Genomic DNA, 16,977 nt, shown 5'->3' on the forward strand with positions numbered 1-16,977 from the left:
TGAGTGATGCGCGTTGTCAGCAGTGGGCCGTGTCCGCGGCCGCCGTGTCGGTCAAGAAGGCATTGAGGACGCTGGCGGGAATCCCGCCCTCCGCCATGAGCTTGCGTTCGGCGTGCGTGAGCACCTGGGCATAGGTCTGGAAGCGGATGCGGCGTTCGCCGTCCTCGGCGATCACGTCGATGGGCTCGCCCTTGAGCACGCCGTCCGCCACATTCTCGAAGCGCAGTGTCTCCGCGCCGGTCAGACCCAGCTGGCGCCAGCCCTGGCCGGGCGCAAACGCCAGCGGCAGCACGCCCATGCCCACCAGATTGGCGCGGTGGATGCGCTCGAAGGATTCCGCGATTACCGCGCGCACGCCCAGCAGCGCGGAACCCTTCGCGGCCCAATCCCGGCTGCTGCCCATGCCATAGTCTTTGCCGCCCAGGATGACGCAGGCCTCGCCCGCATCGCGGTAGGCCGCCGCGGCCTCGACCACCGGCATGAACTGGCCGCTGGGGTAGTGGCGGGTCACGCCGCCTTCGACGCCGGGCACCAGGGCGTTCTTGATGCGGATGTTGGCGAAGGTGGCGCGCGTCATGACATGATGATTGCAGCGGCGCGCCACATAGGTGTTGAAATCGCGCGGCGCCACGCCCTTGTCGATCAGGTACAGCCCCGCGGGCGTGTCGGCGGGGATCTCGCCGCTGGGAGAAATATGGTCGGTGGTGAGCGAATCGCCGAACGCCGCCAGCACGCGCCCGCGCGCCAGGCCAGCGGCCAGGTCGGCCAGCGCGTCGCGGCCCGGTTCGGCCTTGAAGAACGGCGGTTCCACCAGATATTGCGAATCCGGGTCCCACGGAAAGTGCAAGCCGGCGGGGGCGGGCAGGTCTCGCCAGATCGCGCTGTCCAGGTTGGCCGGGTCGTAGACCTCGGCAAACAGCGCGGGGTCCGAGGCCAGCGGCAGCAGGGCGGCGATCTCTTCCTGGCTGGGCCAGACATCGCGCAGATAGACGGGCGCGCCATCGGTGCCCGGCCCCAGCGGCTCGTGTTCGAAATCCACATCGATGCGGCCAGCCAGCGCATAGAGCACCACCATCGCGGGCGATCCGATGTAGTTGGCGCGCAGCAGCTTGTGGATGCGCCCTTCGAAATTCCGGTTGCCCGACAGCACCGCGGCCGCCACCAGGCCGCCTTCGGTGATGGCGTCGGCCACTTCGGAGTCCAGCGGGCCTGATTTGCCGCCGCAGGTCGTGCAGCCGTAGCCGATCACGTGAAAGCCCTGCGCCTGCAGGGCCGTCAGGAGGCCGGCGGACTCCAGGTAGCGGGTCACGGCGCGCGAGCCCGGCGCCAGCGAACGCTTGACCCAGGCAGGCGGCATCAGGCCGCGCGCCAGCGCCTTCTGCGCGATCAGGCCGGCGGCCATCATGACGCTGGGGTTGGACGTGTTGGTGCAGGAAGTAATGGCGGCCAGCGCCACGGAGCCATGGCCGACGGCGTCGCGGCCGGGCGGGTGCGCTGCGGCGGCGGCCGTGGCCACATCGAATCCGCCTTCCGACAGCGGGGCGCTCAGGCGGCGACGGAAGTCGGCGGCCACATCGGTGGCGTCCATGCGGTCTTGCGGGCGGCGCGGGCCGGCGACGCTGGGACGCGCCGCCGACAGGTCGATATCGATCACGCGGCTATAGTCGGGCGCGGCCTGCCCGGCATCGCGCCACAGCAGGTTGACGCGCGCATAGGCTTCGATCAGCGCCAGTTGCTCATCGTCGCGGCCGGTCATGCGGGCGTAGTCCAGCGTGCGCGCGTCGATCGGGAAAAAGCCGCAGGTGGCGCCGTATTCGGGCGCCATGTTGGCGATGGTGGCGCGCTCCGGCACGCCGAGGGCCGCCACCGCCGGTCCGAAGAACTCGACCATGCTGCCCACCACGCCCGCGGCGCGCAGCTGCTGCGTGACCAGCAGCGCGGCGTCGGTGGTGAGGGCGGGCGCCTCGATGGCGCCGTGCAGCCGCACGCCGACGACCTCGGGTATGGGAAAGGTATAGGCATGGCCCAGCAGCGCCGCTTCGGCGTCGATGCCGCCCACGCCCCAGCCCAGCACGCCGAGCGCGTTGACCATGGGCGTATGGGAATCGCCGCCGATCACGAAATCGGGGTAGGCCCAGTCGCCGTCCGGCCGGGGCTGCCGGACAACGATCGGCGCCAGGTATTCCAGATTGACCTGATGGATGATCCCGATGCCTGGCGTGATGACGCGCAATCCCTTGTAGGCCTGCTGCGCCCACTTCAGGAACCGGTAGCGCTCGTCGTTGCGTTCGAACTCGCGGCGCAGGTTGCGCTGCACGGCCCCCGTGTCGCCCCAATAATCGACCTGCAGGGAATGGTCCACGATCAGGTCCACGGGAATCCGCGTGTCGACCTGCGCGGCGTCGCCGCCCGCCTGGGCCACGGCGTCGCGCAAGGCGGCCAGGTCCTGCAGCACCGGCAGGCCGCTGGAATCGGGCAGGATCACCCGCGCCACGTGCAAGGGCAGATCCGCCCCGGGGTGCCGCCGCCAGTCCCACAGCCGGCCGATTTCCTCTTCGGAAACGGCGGCGCCCCAGGCGCGGTGCCGCAGGAGGTTCTCCAGCAGCACTCGGATGACATAGGGATACGCCTGGATGTCGCGGCCTTCGGCCCGGGCGGCGGCGGACAGGTCCGCGTAGCGCAGCGCTGTGCCGCGACAGGGGAAAGACTGGATCATGGCAGCGGTAATCGGGAGAATCTCAACTGGGGCAATGTTACGGCCTTCAAAACAATAGTGTCAACACTATTGGCGATTTGACGAATCGGCGTTCATCCATCACATACAGTTTCTACTTCGTTCTATCAAGTGTAGATAGATGGTTGGTCGTTTCATCCTAGGGATAACCCTGGAATAATGCAGGTAAAATGCTGAAATACCGACTGATGACACAGCGATCAGGCCGCTGAATGACAACAGAGTCATCTCCAAAAGAGTTGACACTTTAAAGATCCATTTGATAGGCTGTTAACACTATGAGCATTTCGACGCCCTCCATCGCCACCAAGGAAGACGCCTCCGGCCCGCTGGCCGACGTGGTGTTCGACCAGGTGCTGGACGCGATCTACCAAGGCCGGCTTGCGCCGGGCAGCGTCATCAATGAAGTCGCGCTGGCACAGGAGTTCGGCGTCAGCCGTGGTCCGGTGCGCGAGGCCGTGCGCCGCTTGCAAGGCATTCAACTGGTCACGCGCGAGCCTTACATCAAGGCGCGCGTGGTGACGCTGTCGGCGGAGTCCGCGCTGGAACTCTTTCAGATGCGCATGGCGCTGGAAGGCGTGGCCTGCAACCTGGCCACCCGCCGCATGCGCGACGAAGAGATCGCGCAACTGCTGGTCGAACTGGAGCAGGACCGCCAGCGCCGCCTGGAGGCCGCCAATGGCGGCGCGCCGGCCCCTCGCGTTTTCGACTTCCACGAGCGCATCGTGCTGGCCAGCGGCAACACCCGCATCATCAACGCCCTGTGCGGCGACCTTTATCACCTGCTGCGCGTCTACCGCCGGCACTCCGGCACCGTGCTGGAACGCAAGGACGACGCCTACGCCGAGCACTGGCAGATCCTGCGCGCCATCCGCGCGCGCGACGCCGAGCTGGCGGAGTCGCTCATGCGCTCGCACATCGAACGCGCGGCGCAACACCTGTTTGAACACCTGGCGGAAGGGGCGTCCGGCATCGCCGGGCACCCCGTCTCGGCCGCATAACGCCCTTTGGAGCAGCACGACATGAACAACCCGCGCAACCAGTTTCGGCAATTGCTGAAGAACGAACCCTTCATCGTGTCCCCCGGTGTCTACGATGGATACAGCATCCGCCTGGTTGAAGCCGCCGGTTTCAAGACCGCCTGCACCAGCGGCGCGGCCGTGTCGAACGCGCTGCTGGGCATCGCCGATATCGGCGTGATGGGCCTGGCCGAAAACGTGACCCACTGCCGCCACCTGGCCAGGTCCGTCTCCATCCCGCTCACGGCCGACGCGGACACCGGCTACGGCAATCCGGTAAATGTCTATCACACCGTCCAGATGTTCGAGGAAGCCGGCGTCGCCGGCATCAACCTGGAAGACCAGGTCAGTCCCAAGCGCTGCGGCCACATGCCAGGCAAGGATGTGATCAGCGAGGCCGAGATGGTCAAGAAGATCGAGGCGGCCTGCCTGGCGCGGCGCGACGACGACTTCGTCATCATCGCCCGCACCGACTCCCTTGCCATTGAAGGCATTGAAGGCGCGGTCAAGCGCGCCCGCGCGTACGCACGGGCAGGCGCGGACATGCTGTTTCCGGACGCCGTGCGCACGGAGGACGATATCAAGCGCCTGGTGGACGCCGCGGGCATCCCCGTCAGCATCAATATGGGATTCGGCATCCGCAACCGTCCCACCACGCCGCTGATTCCGCTGCCGCGCCTGAAGGAAATCGGCGTCAAGCGCATCAGTCTGCCGCGCATGCTGCCCGCTGCCGCCATTTATGGCATGCGTCAGGCGCTGCAAGTCATGCAGGGCGTGATCGCCAGTGGCGTACCGGCGGACCGTCCTGACCTCCTGGTTGGCATCGAAGACATCATGCAACTGATGGGCTACGAGCAGATGCGCGAAATGGAAAAGCGCCTGACGACGCTGGACGCCTGAGTACCGCCATGATCGAGCGTAACGCGTCGGCGCATTGCGTCCTGACAGGCGCGGCCTCCGGCATCGGCCTGGCGTTGGCCGAGCGCTTGCTGTCGGCCGGCTGGCGGGTGACGGGCGTGGATATCGCGCCCGCCGCCGTCAAGAACAGCGGGCAGTACCGCCACCTGGTTTGCGACCTGGCCGACGCCGGCGCCGTGCAGGCCTTGTGCGCGGACCTGGCCGGCTGCGGCCCGACCGCGCTGGTGCATTGCGCGGGCCTGGTGCGCACGGGCGGGGCGCAGGACACGCGGCCGGAAGACGCGGATTTGCTCTGGCGGCTGCACGGCGCGGCCCCCATGGCGCTGGTTCGGGCATTGGCGCCCCAACTGCCCGATGGCCGTGGCCGCATCGTGCTGGTGTCCAGCCGCGCCGTGCTGGGCCGCGCGCACCGCCTGGCCTACGCCGCCACGAAATCCGCGCAAATCGGCCTGGCGCGCAGTCTTGCCGCTGAACTCATCGGCCGGGGAATTACTGTCAATGTCATCGCGCCGGGCGCGGTCGACACGCCCATGCTGAATGATCCGAAGCGCGGCGCCGCGGCGCAGGTGGATCTGCCGCTGGGCCGCCTGATCGAGGCGGGCGAGGTCGCCGCGGCCATCGCCTTCTTCCTGGGCGAAGAGGCGGGAGCCATCACGGGGCAGACGCTTTACGTGTGTGGCGGAGCCTCATTGGGAGCGATGGCGCTATGACGACGGCGGACGCGCCCGTGCTGGACGGGAAGATTGTGATCGTGACCGGCGCCGCCGGCGGGCTGGGCCAGGCAATCGCCGCGCACTGTCTGCTTGCGGGCGCGCGAGTGGCCTTGCTGGATCGGGATGCCGGCATGCTGGCGCAATGCCGCCGGGCGCTGTCCGCCGAAGAATCCCGCATCCTGGCCCTTAGTTGCGACGTGACCGACGCCGGCGCCACCCGGGCCGCCGTGGAGCAGGTGGCCGCGCATTGGGGCGAGATCTACGCGTTGGTGAACAACGCCGCCGTGGTCACGCCGGGCGCCAAGGTCGCCGACCTGGCGCCCGAGCAATGGCGCCAGGCCCTGGATGTGAACCTGACCGGTGCCTGGCTGATGAGCAAATGGGCCATCCCGCACATGGTGCGCGCAGGCGGCGGCGTGGTGCTCAATATCGCGTCGCAGTTGGGCAGCGTGGCGGCTCCGGGCCGCGGCGCTTACGGCGCCAGCAAGGCGGGTCTGATCGCGCTGGCCCGCGCCATCGCCGTGGACCACGCAAGGGACGGAATCCGCGGCTTGAGCCTGTCTCCCGGCGCGGTGTTGACCAGCCGGCTGGTTGATCGCTACGGCAGCGCGCAGGCTGCCTGCGACGCGCTGGCCGCCAAATATCCGGCCGGGCGTCTCGGCACCGCCGAGGAAGTCGCGCGGACGGCAGTTTTCCTGATCAGCGAGGCCGCCTCGTTCATCACGGGCACGGACATTCGTGCCGACGGCGGATACACCGCGCAGTAGCGCGGCCGCTGTTTCTTCACGCAGTGCTTACACCACATAACAAGGGGCTTGAAACATGACGTACTCGACTACCTCCGCATCCAACGGGCGCATGCCGCGCCGCAAAGTTCTCAGCGTGCTGGCTATCCTTGCCGGCGCTGCCGGACTGGTTGCCGCGCCGGCCTTTGCGCAGGGCACCGACAACTTCCCCACTCGCGCCGTCACCATCGTGGTGCCGTTCCCGGCCGGTGGCGCCACCGACATCACCGCGCGCCTGGTGGCGGAAGGGCTGTCCAAGAAATGGGGCCAGGCGGTCGTCGTCGAGAACAAGCCGGGCGCGGGCGGCAACGTCGGTTCGGAATATGTGGCGCGCGCCGCGCCCGATGGCTACACCCTGGTGCTGGGGGTGACGGGCTCGCACGGCATCAACACCTCGCTCTACAAGAACATGCGCTATGACCCGGTCAAGGATTTCGAGGCCGTCACGCAAGCCACGCTCTATCCCAACGCCATCGTCGTCAACAATGACGTGCCGGCCAGCAATCTGCAGGAACTCATCGCGCTGCTGAAGAAGCCCGATGCGCACTACTCGTATGGTTCCGACGGCAACGGCACCGCTTCCCACCTGGGCATGGAGCTGATCAAGAACCAGGGCAAGTTCGAGCTTGCGCATATTCCGTACCGCGGCAGTTCGCCGATGGTGACCGACCTGCTGGGCGGCCAGATCCAGGTAGGCATCACGGGCCTGCCCGCCGTGCAAGCCTATGCGAAGAGCGGCAAGCTGAAGATCGTCGCGCTGACCACGGCGGATCGCTTTGCCAGCGCGCCCGACTACGCCACGGTGGCCGAACAGGGCTTCACCGGCTACGCGGCGCCGCCCTGGTCCGGCTTCTTCGCGCCCAAGGGCACGCCCAAGCCGCTGGTGGACAAGATCTCGGCGGACATGCGTGAAGTCATGGCCGACCCGAAGGCGAAAGAAAAGATGATCGCCGCCGGCAGCGAGTTCACGCCCTCGACGCCTGAGCAGTTCCAGGCCTTCGTGCAGAAGGAAATCGCGAAGTGGGCCGAGGCCGTGAAGATCTCCGGCGCCCGCATCGACTAAGCGGCAGCGCCGCGCCAGCCCCGCGAGCGCGGGGCTGGCGCTATCCGGCTGCAGGTTCAGCCGGATAGCGCGGACAAGAATTTCGCCGCTGAAGCCGAAGCGAAAATATCGCTGAAGAGCGCTTGACCTTCCCACTCTGTCACACCCCATATTGGGCGGACACAGTAAGCAACCAGGAGATCAAGATGCTTCGTTTCTACATCCCCAACATGACCTGCGGCGGTTGCGCCCAGTCCGTCACAAAGGCGCTGCTTGGCGTCGACCCGCAAGCCCGCATCGAGACCGATGTGCCCGCGCGCGAAGTCCAGGTCGACAGCGCTCTGGACGAGAGCGCTTTTGCCGCGGCGCTAAGCGAGGCCGGCTACCCGGACAGGCAGTAGCGCGCCTCACCACCTGATGTTCATGCCTATTTGTCCTGAAACGCTGGAGCCCCGGCCCTGGTCGAGGGCGACGTTGTAATTGGCGGAGGCAGACACCGAGACGCGCTCGGAAAGGCGGCCCGAGACACCGAGCCCGAGCTGAGCCCAGGTTCCGCCCAGGTCCGTCTCGAGCCCCACCGCCTGGCTGCCGTCTTGATTGGCAAATGTCGTGGTGGCCTTGGCCCCGAACCCGTGCCACAGATTGGCCTTGGCCCAAGTGCTGACGGCCTGGCCATTGGTCCCTTGCCAGTCTTTGTTCAGGCGTGCGCCAAGCCGCCCATAGACGGCATCGCTGTCCTTGAAGTCGATGGTGCCAAAGGCGTCACGGCGCCCGCCGTCCAGCGAAATGCGCTGATAGATTAGTTGCGCTTGAGGCACGAGCGTTCAGCCGTCATCGCTGAGCAAAAGGGAATGACCCGCCTCAATCGACGCGGCCCAGCCCCAGCCATTGGTTTTGAGGGTTTGCCCCTCCGGGCTGCGCGAACTGGCCCTGACGTTGTCATACCGGGTGCCCTGGAGCACCGAATCCAGATACCAGCCGTCCGCATTCTTGTGCGTCCAGTAGCCACCCAATGAGTAGCCATTCATGGAGGTCTTGCCGGCTGTCCCGCCGCCTTGCGCCAGATCGACGGTTGCATCGATGCTGCCGGCCCCGAAATACAGCCCGGCGATGTTGCGCGAGCCACCATCGGTAGCCTTGCTCCAAAGATCCACACCGGTCTGAAAACCGCCCAGGTTGAAGTCGTAGGACGGGCCGTGGCTTTCGAAACTGGATACCCGCCCCGTGGTCCCCCGGCCGCTGAAGCCGACGTCGCCGGTTTCTCCAAACAGCCGGCCCCACACGGCTTTGCCGGGCACGACATCGCCGCAGGCTGCGGTCTTGGAGCCAACGAAGGAGGCCGCTACGCGGTCATCGCAGGTCCCCAGCATTGCCAAGCCTAAGCGACTCGCCAAGGCCGGAGCCACCATGTCGACCGGCACTTCCCTCCGGTAATTCGGCACCTCCGGCTTGGGCGGGACTTCGGGCGGCGTTTCCGGCAGGGTCGAGCGCAAATACCAGTTGCCGTCCTCCCCGGCTATCCCGTTCTGGTGCAAGGTATATTCGTAGGCGCTGGCGGCGACGCGATTGCTGAGCACGAAAGCTCCCGGCGCCGAAGCCGCGGCGCCGCCATTCACATGCACCAGCTCGATACCGTTGCCGGTAGTCAATGCCCCGAGTCCACCGGTATTGTTGACGTGGATGGCGGTTGCGCCGCCGCCCAGCGCCACGCCGCCCGCAACCAGCTTGTCCGTTGCCGAAGCATCGTCGCCCAGTACGGTGTCGAGCAGCAGCTGGCCGCCCGCACTGATGTAGGTGCCGGAGATGACGGTGGTGTCGCCGGCCCGACCGTTGGCCATGGTCAGCGTCCCCGCGTTGCTGAACGCGTCGAGGTTGTTGAAAGTCGTCACCTGCGCGGGATCGGCTGCCGTGCCGTTCGCCGCGATGACGGTGCCGGCATTGGCGACGCTGTTGCCGGCAGACGCGGCGCCGAACTCGTTGGTGCCGCCCGCCGTATTCCAGATGCCCTGGGCATTGTTCATGAGACGGTTACCCGGGCCGCCAAGATCGAGCGTACCGGTGATCAGCGCGTCGTTGCTGATCGTGACCGCAGCGCTTGCTGCTCCCCCGATCCCGACTTTTTCGGTCTGGATGGCAAGCGCATTCGACTGGTTGCTCAGATTTTGGATTGCCCCGGCATTTGAGATGGAGAAGGCCTGGCCCGCGGAACCGGCGACGATGGCCGCGGTTCCTCCCTGGACCACGCTGCCGCTACCCACCGCAATTCGTGTTGCGCCAGTGCCATCGTTTCGCGCATAGATGCCATTGCTTCCACCGGTGATGTCCGCGGTTGCCGTTACGCTCAAGTCCGTGCCCTTGGTTCCGTTGATCGCGTAGATGCCATTGCCCGTCGCAGTCACTTTCCCCGACGAAGTGATGGTCAAGGGACCGGGAGGGGAGAACGCGACCGGATTGCCGATAAGACTGGAGTTGGCATAGATGCCATCGGCGTTCAGCCCCTGGGTCGTGATCGCGCCGCGGTTGTCGATGCTGATGACGCCGCTGCCAAAATTCTCCGCATAGATGCCCTTGGCGCCGTTGCCCTGCGTCAGGATGGGACCCAGGTTGCGGATGACGATCCCGCCGGTCTTGGGCGCACGGCCCGCGCCGCTGCCCGGAGCGTTGGTGCGGGCGATCGCGCGGATTCCATGCGCACTGTCGCCGGACGTCTGGATGCGCCCGCTGTAGTTGATGTCGATATCGCCACCGGCATTGGCGACCGAAAACAATCCTATCGAGCGGGCAGTCGTGACGCTGCCCGAGTAATCGATCTGGGCAAGCCCGGTTTCCGTCCGTGCAAGCATGCCGGCGGATGTGGCCAGAGTCCCGGCGTTGGTCAGGGTGATATCGCCAGATCCGGTGATCCTGGACAGGCCGGCGGTCCCCTCGGCGGAAAGGCCACGTTGATCCGCGGCCCCCTTGATGGTCACCGATCCATTGTTTTCGATCTGGATGGTTTTGGTCGAGCCCAGGGTACGCGTCCAGGCCAGAACGCCGATCGTGTTGTCTCCGGAGGTGGTGATGCTTGCGGAGTTCTGCACCGTGACATTGCCGGCCGTGGAGGTGGCGTCTACACCGCTTGCCGTCCGTCCCTCGGTGACTATGGTTCCCCGCTGGAAAACCTGCACGTCGCCCGACGTGGAGAGCGCGTTGATACCGCGCGACTCATCGCCATGCGTCAGGATCGAACCCGTGTGTTCGACAATTACCGATCCGGTTCCAGTCGAGTCGGCCTTGATGCCTCTAGCGGTGTACCCGAGAGTTTCAATGGACGCAGCGCTCACGACATGGTTGAGCCCATTGACCGTGGATGTGGCAATGCCGGAATTCTGGTTGACCGAGGCGCCGGGCACCGTGTTGTCGACATAGAGCGACACATTCTGCCCGAGGACCACGCTGGCGGTGGTCGACGTTCCAAGGGCGGAAATGCCGATAGCGGGGCCACCATGGGTTTCGATCCGGCCGCTTCCCTGGTGAACGATGGACGCCGAGGTCGCGTTGTTACTGGCGCGGATCATGAGACCGCCGTCGAAAACAGCGTTGGTTGCGGTGGCGAGATTCGTAAGGGTGAGCTGTCCGTTAACCGTGATATTGCTGGAACCGGTTCCGGTATTTCGTACAAGCACGCCGACCGGGTTGGTGGACGGCGAACCCGCAGTCGAGTTGAGCGAAATGGTGTTGGTGCCCGAGAGGTTGACCGCCAGGTTGCTGGCTCCCGTTCCCCCGTAATCGACGTATAGACCTATGCCGGGAGCCGGCCCGACCTGGATCGTTGTTCCCTGGATGTCGACGGTCGCGTTACCGCCGGCGGCGCCGGGCGATACGAGTATGCCGTAGACGTTTGGCTCGCCTCCCACGGTGATAGTCGTCCCGGGCTGGGTCGACAGATTGGCGTCGCCCGTTGCCGGCTGACAAAGCACCGGGCCGGCGATGGCGCCGGGGCCATTCGCACCACACGCTGCCCATGCTACTGATACTCCCGTGGGATCCAACGTCGAAACGATGCTGGCGCTTACGCCCAGCCAGACTACCCTCGGCTTCAAATTTTTCGCCAGAGGTTGATAGGATTTCATGGATAGGTAAACAAAAAAAAGTAACAAGCGGGGCGGGGCCCCACGCAAACGTCTCCGGCAGGCGAAAGCCACGGGCAGCGGCATGCTGCCCGTCTGTACTGGTGCGGAGGGGGGGATAGTTGGAATCGAGACAGCACGCGTCATGGCAGACCAACCTTTTTCAGGAAAAAGCACTTGAAACAGAAGTGCACCCTGAATTCGCCGAAGATTACGCTTGCGTTTGAAACACAGAAATAGTGACTTTCATTAGGTCACAAACAATATTTTGAGTAACAGGAAATGCAATAAGTGACGCATGCGGGCGACACAATGCCGCCCGATTTTGGGCGGACATGCGGCACTATTTTTGTTTGAATTGAGCTTACGGATGGGTCGGTGGCGCAGGGGCTGACATCACCCCTGCATCAGCGCAGCCAGCCGTTCCACCTCGGTGGCGGACCGGTAGGCGCGTTTCAGATAGAGCTGGGCGTCATGCTCCCAGGAGAATCCGATGCCGCCGTGTACCTGGATCGACAGCTTGACCGCACGGCGCGCCGCGCCGGTGGCGATGCGCGTGGCCAGCGCGGCCAGCGCGGGATCGACCTTGGCGCGGGACTGCAGCAGCGCCTCGACGGCGTAGCGGCTGTTGTCCAGGTCTATCCAGGCGTCCGTGAGGGGGTGCTTGATCGCCTGGAATTGCCCGATAGGCCGGCCGAATTGCTCGCGTTCCTTGGCGTAACCGATCGCCAGGTCCAGGGTGGCGCTTGCCGTGCCGGTCAGCTGGGCCAATTGAAAGGCCAGATGGTTCTGCAACGCCGGCAAGACCTGCTCGTCGGCAAGCTCGGCCTGGGCAATGGCCGGACCGCGCAGGCGGGCCAGGGACACGGTGGGATCCAGGCCCTGCACGGGCTCGAGCATTGCGGCGTCGTGACGCGCCAGGAGCCAGCCGCTGTCGCGCCGTGAAAGGCGCAGATACTGGGCCGTCGGGCCGTAGGCGTCTATCCAGCCCGGTTCGTCGCCGCTACGGTCGCAGCGGATGCTTGCCGGATGCGCGGCCAGGTCCAGCATCACCGCGTCCAAGGCGGGCGCCTGTTCCAGCAGCACGCGGGCCAGGAAGGTCGAGCTGCCATAGGGCAGCGTGAGCAGCGAGCGTCCGGCCCACTCTCCCATGAACTGCGTGCCGGGGCCGTACTCGGCCTGGAAGGTCTCCAGTCCCGCCTCCAGCCAGCCGCCGTCCGCCAGTTCCCTCCAGAGACCGAGCTGGGCGTCGTCGTGCGCCGGCAGGGCGCGGCGCGCGTAGGCGACGGGATGCTGTTCATCCAGCAGCCGGCCAAAGGTCGAGGACAGCAGTGTCCTGATTTCGCTATGCATGTTGTCCCCTGTCCTTGGGCAGGCCGAGCACGCGCTCGCCCACGATATTGCGTTGGATTTCCGAGGTGCCGGCCACGATGGTCTCGGCGCGCGACCACAGGAATTCGCGCAGCACGCTCGCGGCTTCGGCATGGGGGGCGTCGGCCTGCGGGCCCAGGATGGCGGCCTCGCCCAGGAGCTCCACGCGGTGTTCCCAGATCCGCTGGCGCGTTTCGCTCCAGAGCAGCTTGAGCATGGCGCCGTCGATGCCCGGCGTGTTGCCTTCGGCGACCTGGCGCAGGACGCGGTCCACGCGCCAGCGGATGACCTGGCACAGGTCCGCCAGTTCGCTTACGCGCCGGGCCTGCACGGCGCGTTCGACCTGCGCCAGCGGGGCCTGCGCCAGCGCCTCCGTCAGTTGTGCCAGTTCGGCTTCCAGCTGCACCACGCGGGGCATGAAGTAGATGCCGCGTTCGTATTCGGCCGCCGCCATCGCGACGCGCCAGCCTTCGCCGGGCTCTCCCAGGATGCGTCCGTCGGGCACCGCGACGGCTTCGAACAGCACTTCGTTGTAGTCGGCTTCACCCGTCATCTGGCGGATGGGTTCGACGCGGACGCCTTCGGCCTGCATGTCGATGAGCATGAAGCTCAGGCCGCGATGGGCCTGGCTGCCGGGCTCGGTCCGCACCAGCGCGAAGCACCACTTGGCCAGATGCGCCTGCGTGGTCCAGATCTTGTGGCCGCTGATGCGCCAGCCGCTGTCTTCGGGAATGGCGCGGGTCCGCACGGACGAAAGATCGGAGCCGGTCCGAGGTTCGGAATACCCCTGGCACCAGATTTCGCTGCCGTCGCGGATGCCGGGCAGGAACAGGGCCTTCTGGGCCGGCGTGCCAAAGCGCAGCAGGGTGGGCGCCAGAATCGCATGCGCGATGCTGTTGATGGGCTGCGGCGCGTGCAGGCGCGCGCAGAGTTCATGAAAGGCGATGAGGGTGGCGGTGGGCAGCTCGCGGCCGCCATACTCGCGCGGCCAGGTGAGGGCGATGAGGTCGGCCTCGCAGAGCATGCGGTTCCAGGCCTGGCGGCATTCCGGCGTATGGGAGGCGGTTTCCGGATACCGGGCGCGCAGTTGCGCCAGCCGGGTTCGCAGCCAGGCTTCGGCGTCTTCGAGAAAGTGTTCGGTGCGTATCATGGCTTCGGGGAATCAGGAGGTGGCTTGCAGGATGCGCGGTTCGCCTTCGAGGCGCACGGGCGCGTCGATCCAGCGGCCCAGCTCCGAGGGCGGCAGCCCGTCCACCAGGGCCACCGGCACGAATGCCGCGTCGCGCACGTCGAAAATACCGATGTCGGCATAGATGCGTCCGACCATGCCGGCGCCAGTCAGGGGCAGGGTGCAGCGACTGCGCAGGCGCGGGCTGCCGTCGCGGGTCAGTGCTTCCATCATGACCCAGACGTTGCGCGCGCCCACGGCCAGGTCCATGGCGCCGCCCACCGAGGGCATGGGGTCGTCCGCGCCCAGGGACCAGTTCGCCAGGTCTCCGTGGCAGGACACCTCGAAGGCGCCCAGCACGGTGATGTCGATGTGGCCGCCGCGCATGATGGAAAAGGAATAGACGTGGTCGAAGATCGCCGCGCCTTCGGTGAGCGCGATGGATTGCTTGCTGGCATTGATGAGGTCGCCGTCGGCGGTTTCATGGTCCTGCAGCAGGCGCATGCCCAGGATGCCGTTCTCGCTGTGCAGCTGAACGCCGCGCGCGGGGTCCAGGCGATCGGTGACCAGGGTTGGCATGCCGATGCCCAGGTTGACCACCGAGCCGGCCGGCAGGTCGCCGGCCACCAGGGCGGCCAGCTGGGTGCGTGACAGTTTCTTCATTGCGGGCCTCCCAAGAGCCGGTGCACGAACAGGCTGGGCGTGACGATGATGTCCGGGTCGAGCGCGCCGCGGGGCAGGATCTCGTCGACCTCGACGATGGTGGTCCTGGCCGCCATGCACATCACCGGTCCGAAGTTGCGCTGGGCGCGCCGGTAGACCAGATTGCCCAGCCGGTCCGCCCGATGGGCGCGCACGAAAGCGAAGTCCGCGCGCAGCGGTTCTTCCAGCACATAGCCCCGGCCGCCGAAGACGCGTGTTTCCTTGCCTTCGGCCAGGGGGGTGCCATAGCCCGTGGGCGAATAGAAAGGCCCCATGCCGGCGCCGCCGGCGCGGATGCGCTCGACCATGGTGCCCTGGGGCATGACCTCCACGACCAGGCCGCCCGCCTGCACCCGTTCGCGGATCACATCATTGCCCGGCATGCGGGGGTAGGAACAGACGATCCGGCTGACGCGGCCGGAGGCCACCAGGGCGAGGAAGCTCGCCTCGCCCGCGCCGGCGTTGTTGTTGATCAGGGTCAGGTCGCCCACCCCGGGCTTGGCCAGCAATCCGGCCAGCAGGCGCGCGGGAATGCCCGAGCCGCCAAAGCCGCCCACAAAGATGGCAGCGCCGGATTCCACGTCGCGCAGGGCGTCCTGCGCGTCGGCGCATGTCTTGTCGTTCATCATTCGTCCTCCGTCGCCCAGGCAGCGCGGCCCTGAGCGCACAGCGTGTCGGCCTGATGGCAGGCCAGGGCCAGCCCCTGCGGCTGCCGCCACAGCGAGACCGTGACGGGCAGGCCGGGGTAGACCGGTTTCAGGAAGCGCAGGTCCAGCGCGCCCAGGCGCAGTCCTGGAAGCTGCCGCAGGCTGGGCTCGATGGCGCGGTTGACCATGCCCAGCAGCGCGGCCCCGTGCAGGATGGGGCGCGGGTAGCCGGCCTGCCGCGCGCTGGCCGGATCCACGTGCAAGGGATTGCGGTCGGCGTTCAGGCGATACAGCGCGGCCTGGTTGCGGCTGGTCGGCACAACGATGGAGCAATCCGGCGGCGCGGCGGGCGGGGCCGGGATGGGCGCGGGCAGGGCGTCGCTCAGGGCGGCATCGCCGCCCGAGTAGCCGGCGTCGCCGCGGCAGATGTTCAGCTGTTCGATGACGGCCAGTTCGCGTCCGGTGGCCGCGTCGCCGAGCGTGCGCCGCGTCACGACGAAGGCGCCGGGGCCCTTGTCGGCGATGTGGCTGACTTCCATCCGGCAGGCGACCTCGCCGCGGGCGGGCAGCGGCGCGGCAAAACGCATGCGCTGCTCGCCATGCACGACCTGGCCCCAGGCCAGGCCGTGGCGCGGATCCCGCATCCAGAAGCCCGGATAGGCCAGCACGGCGGCCATCGCGGGCAGGGCGCGCAGGCCGTGCTCGTAGATAAACTGCGTTTCCTCCCCCAGGACATCGTCCTCGGCCAGGCCCGCGCCCACGCCCAGGGCATAGAGGATGCAGTCGTCCTCGCCATAGGCCTGGTGCGCCAGGTCGAAGACGTGGGACTTCAAGCGGTGATAGTCCAGTGCCATGACGGCCTCAGACGGGGTCCCAGGCGAACACCTGGGCGGAGGTGTCCAGCGGCATGAAGGAGGCGCGCAGCGCGGCCATGCCGTGCTCGGCGATGCTCTCGGTGGTCCAGCCGTCCGAACGGTGCACCGAGCGTACCGGACGGGACTGGCTCATGAGGAAGATCTCGTTCAGGCGGATGGCGAAGACCTGTCCCGACACCTCGGCCGACGCGTCGGACGCCAGATAGCAGATCAGGGGCGCGATGGTCTCCGGCCCCATGCGGCGGATCTTCTCGACGTGGCGGGCCTGTTCCTCGGTCTTGGCGGGAATGGTCTCGGTCATGCGGCTCCAGGCCAGCGGGGCGATGCAGTTGGACCGCACGTTGAACGCGGCCATGTCCAGCGCCATGGCCTTGGACAGCCCCACGATGCCCAGCTTGGCGGCGCAGTAATTGGCCTGGCCCCGGTTGCCGATGACCGCAGAGTTGGACGTCATGTTGACCAGGCTGCCGCCGCCTTGCGCGCGGAAATGCTGGGCGGCCGCGTGGCTGAGGTTGAAGCAGCCATACAGATGCACCTTCACCACGGCGTCGAAATCCTCGGGCGTGAGGCGGTGGAACATCTTGTCGCGGACGATGCCTGCGTTGTTGACGACGGCATCCACCCGGCCATAGGTGTCGATGGCGGCTTCCATGATGCGCTGCGCGCTGGCGTACTCGGCCACCGAATCGCCATTGGCGATGGCCTGGCCGCCGGCGGCGCGGATTTCCTCGACCACATGGGTGGCCGTGTTCTGCGATGCGCTGGTTCCATCCAGCGAAACATTCAGGTCATTGACGACCACGCGGGCGCCTTGCGCCGCCAGGGCCAGGGCCGCGGCGCGGCCGATGCCGTTGGCCGCGCCGGTCACTACCACCACTTTTCCTTCCAGCATGT

General features: G+C 66.8%; 13 protein-coding genes and 1 pseudogene. 6 read left to right on the top strand and 8 right to left on the bottom strand.

The window, feature by feature from the left end:
- Positions 1–16: 16 nt before the first annotated feature.
- The gene (gene acnA, locus HLG70_RS26555) at positions 17–2,716 is read right to left on the bottom strand and encodes an aconitate hydratase AcnA (protein ID WP_171664947.1); all 2,700 of its coding nucleotides are present in this window, start codon (positions 2,714–2,716) and stop codon (positions 17–19) included.
- A gap of 296 nt (positions 2,717–3,012) precedes the next feature.
- Here acnA and HLG70_RS26560 point away from each other — a divergent pair, with 296 nt between their 5' ends.
- The 6 genes from HLG70_RS26560 to HLG70_RS26585 all read left to right on the top strand — a co-directional run bounded on the left by HLG70_RS26560 (position 3,013) and on the right by HLG70_RS26585 (position 7,612).
- Positions 3,013–3,735 carry a GntR family transcriptional regulator gene (locus tag HLG70_RS26560; protein WP_171664948.1) on the top strand — a complete coding sequence of 241 codons (723 nt, stop codon included), beginning with the start codon at positions 3,013–3,015 and terminating at the stop codon, positions 3,733–3,735.
- Positions 3,736–3,756: 21 nt separating this feature from the next.
- Entirely contained in the window at positions 3,757–4,653 is an 897-nt protein-coding gene (locus HLG70_RS26565; protein ID WP_171664949.1) for an isocitrate lyase/PEP mutase family protein, read from the top strand.
- Positions 4,654–4,661: 8 nt separating this feature from the next.
- Positions 4,662–5,381 (top strand): SDR family NAD(P)-dependent oxidoreductase, encoded by a 720-nt coding sequence (locus tag HLG70_RS26570; protein ID WP_171664950.1) that lies wholly within the window; start codon positions 4,662–4,664, stop codon positions 5,379–5,381.
- Entirely contained in the window at positions 5,378–6,151 is a 774-nt protein-coding gene (locus HLG70_RS26575; protein WP_171664951.1) for an SDR family NAD(P)-dependent oxidoreductase, read from the top strand. The genes HLG70_RS26570 and HLG70_RS26575 overlap by 4 nt, the downstream gene beginning before the upstream one ends.
- A gap of 55 nt (positions 6,152–6,206) precedes the next feature.
- Positions 6,207–7,232 carry a Bug family tripartite tricarboxylate transporter substrate binding protein gene (locus HLG70_RS26580; protein ID WP_171664952.1) on the top strand — a complete coding sequence of 342 codons (1,026 nt, stop codon included), beginning with the start codon at positions 6,207–6,209 and terminating at the stop codon, positions 7,230–7,232.
- Between the two features lie 185 nt (positions 7,233–7,417).
- Entirely contained in the window at positions 7,418–7,612 is a 195-nt protein-coding gene (locus HLG70_RS26585; RefSeq protein ID WP_171664953.1) for a heavy-metal-associated domain-containing protein, read from the top strand.
- Between the two features lie 6 nt (positions 7,613–7,618).
- Here the strand turns inward: HLG70_RS26585 and HLG70_RS29705 are convergent.
- The 7 genes and pseudogenes from HLG70_RS29705 to HLG70_RS26625 form a co-directional block, all read right to left on the bottom strand.
- A pseudogene (locus tag HLG70_RS29705) lies at positions 7,619–11,467 on the bottom strand (autotransporter outer membrane beta-barrel domain-containing protein).
- A 249-nt stretch (positions 11,468–11,716) separates the two neighbouring features.
- The gene (locus HLG70_RS26600) at positions 11,717–12,673 is read right to left on the bottom strand and encodes an acyl-CoA dehydrogenase family protein (RefSeq protein ID WP_171664956.1); all 957 of its coding nucleotides are present in this window, start codon (positions 12,671–12,673) and stop codon (positions 11,717–11,719) included.
- Positions 12,666–13,841: an acyl-CoA dehydrogenase family protein gene (locus HLG70_RS26605; protein ID WP_171664957.1), complete on the bottom strand. Its 1,176-nt coding sequence runs from the start codon at positions 13,839–13,841 to the stop codon at positions 12,666–12,668. Before HLG70_RS26605 ends, HLG70_RS26600 begins: the two co-directional genes overlap by 8 nt.
- Positions 13,842–13,853: 12 nt before the next feature.
- Positions 13,854–14,522 carry a CoA-transferase gene (locus tag HLG70_RS26610; protein ID WP_171664958.1) on the bottom strand — a complete coding sequence of 223 codons (669 nt, stop codon included), beginning with the start codon at positions 14,520–14,522 and terminating at the stop codon, positions 13,854–13,856.
- Positions 14,519–15,187, bottom strand: a complete 669-nt coding sequence (locus HLG70_RS26615) for a 3-oxoacid CoA-transferase subunit A (RefSeq protein WP_171664959.1) — start codon at positions 15,185–15,187, stop codon at positions 14,519–14,521. The genes HLG70_RS26610 and HLG70_RS26615 overlap by 4 nt, the downstream gene beginning before the upstream one ends.
- Positions 15,187–16,062: a MaoC/PaaZ C-terminal domain-containing protein gene (locus HLG70_RS26620; protein WP_171664960.1), complete on the bottom strand. Its 876-nt coding sequence runs from the start codon at positions 16,060–16,062 to the stop codon at positions 15,187–15,189. Before HLG70_RS26620 ends, HLG70_RS26615 begins: the two co-directional genes overlap by 1 nt.
- Positions 16,063–16,069: 7 nt before the next feature.
- Positions 16,070–16,975, bottom strand: coding sequence for an SDR family NAD(P)-dependent oxidoreductase (locus HLG70_RS26625; protein WP_171664961.1), 906 nt, complete (start codon positions 16,973–16,975; stop codon positions 16,070–16,072).
- Positions 16,976–16,977: the final 2 nt, after the last annotated feature.

The organism is Achromobacter deleyi, assembly GCF_013116765.2.
Classification (GTDB): domain Bacteria; phylum Pseudomonadota; class Gammaproteobacteria; order Burkholderiales; family Burkholderiaceae_B; genus Achromobacter; species Achromobacter deleyi_A.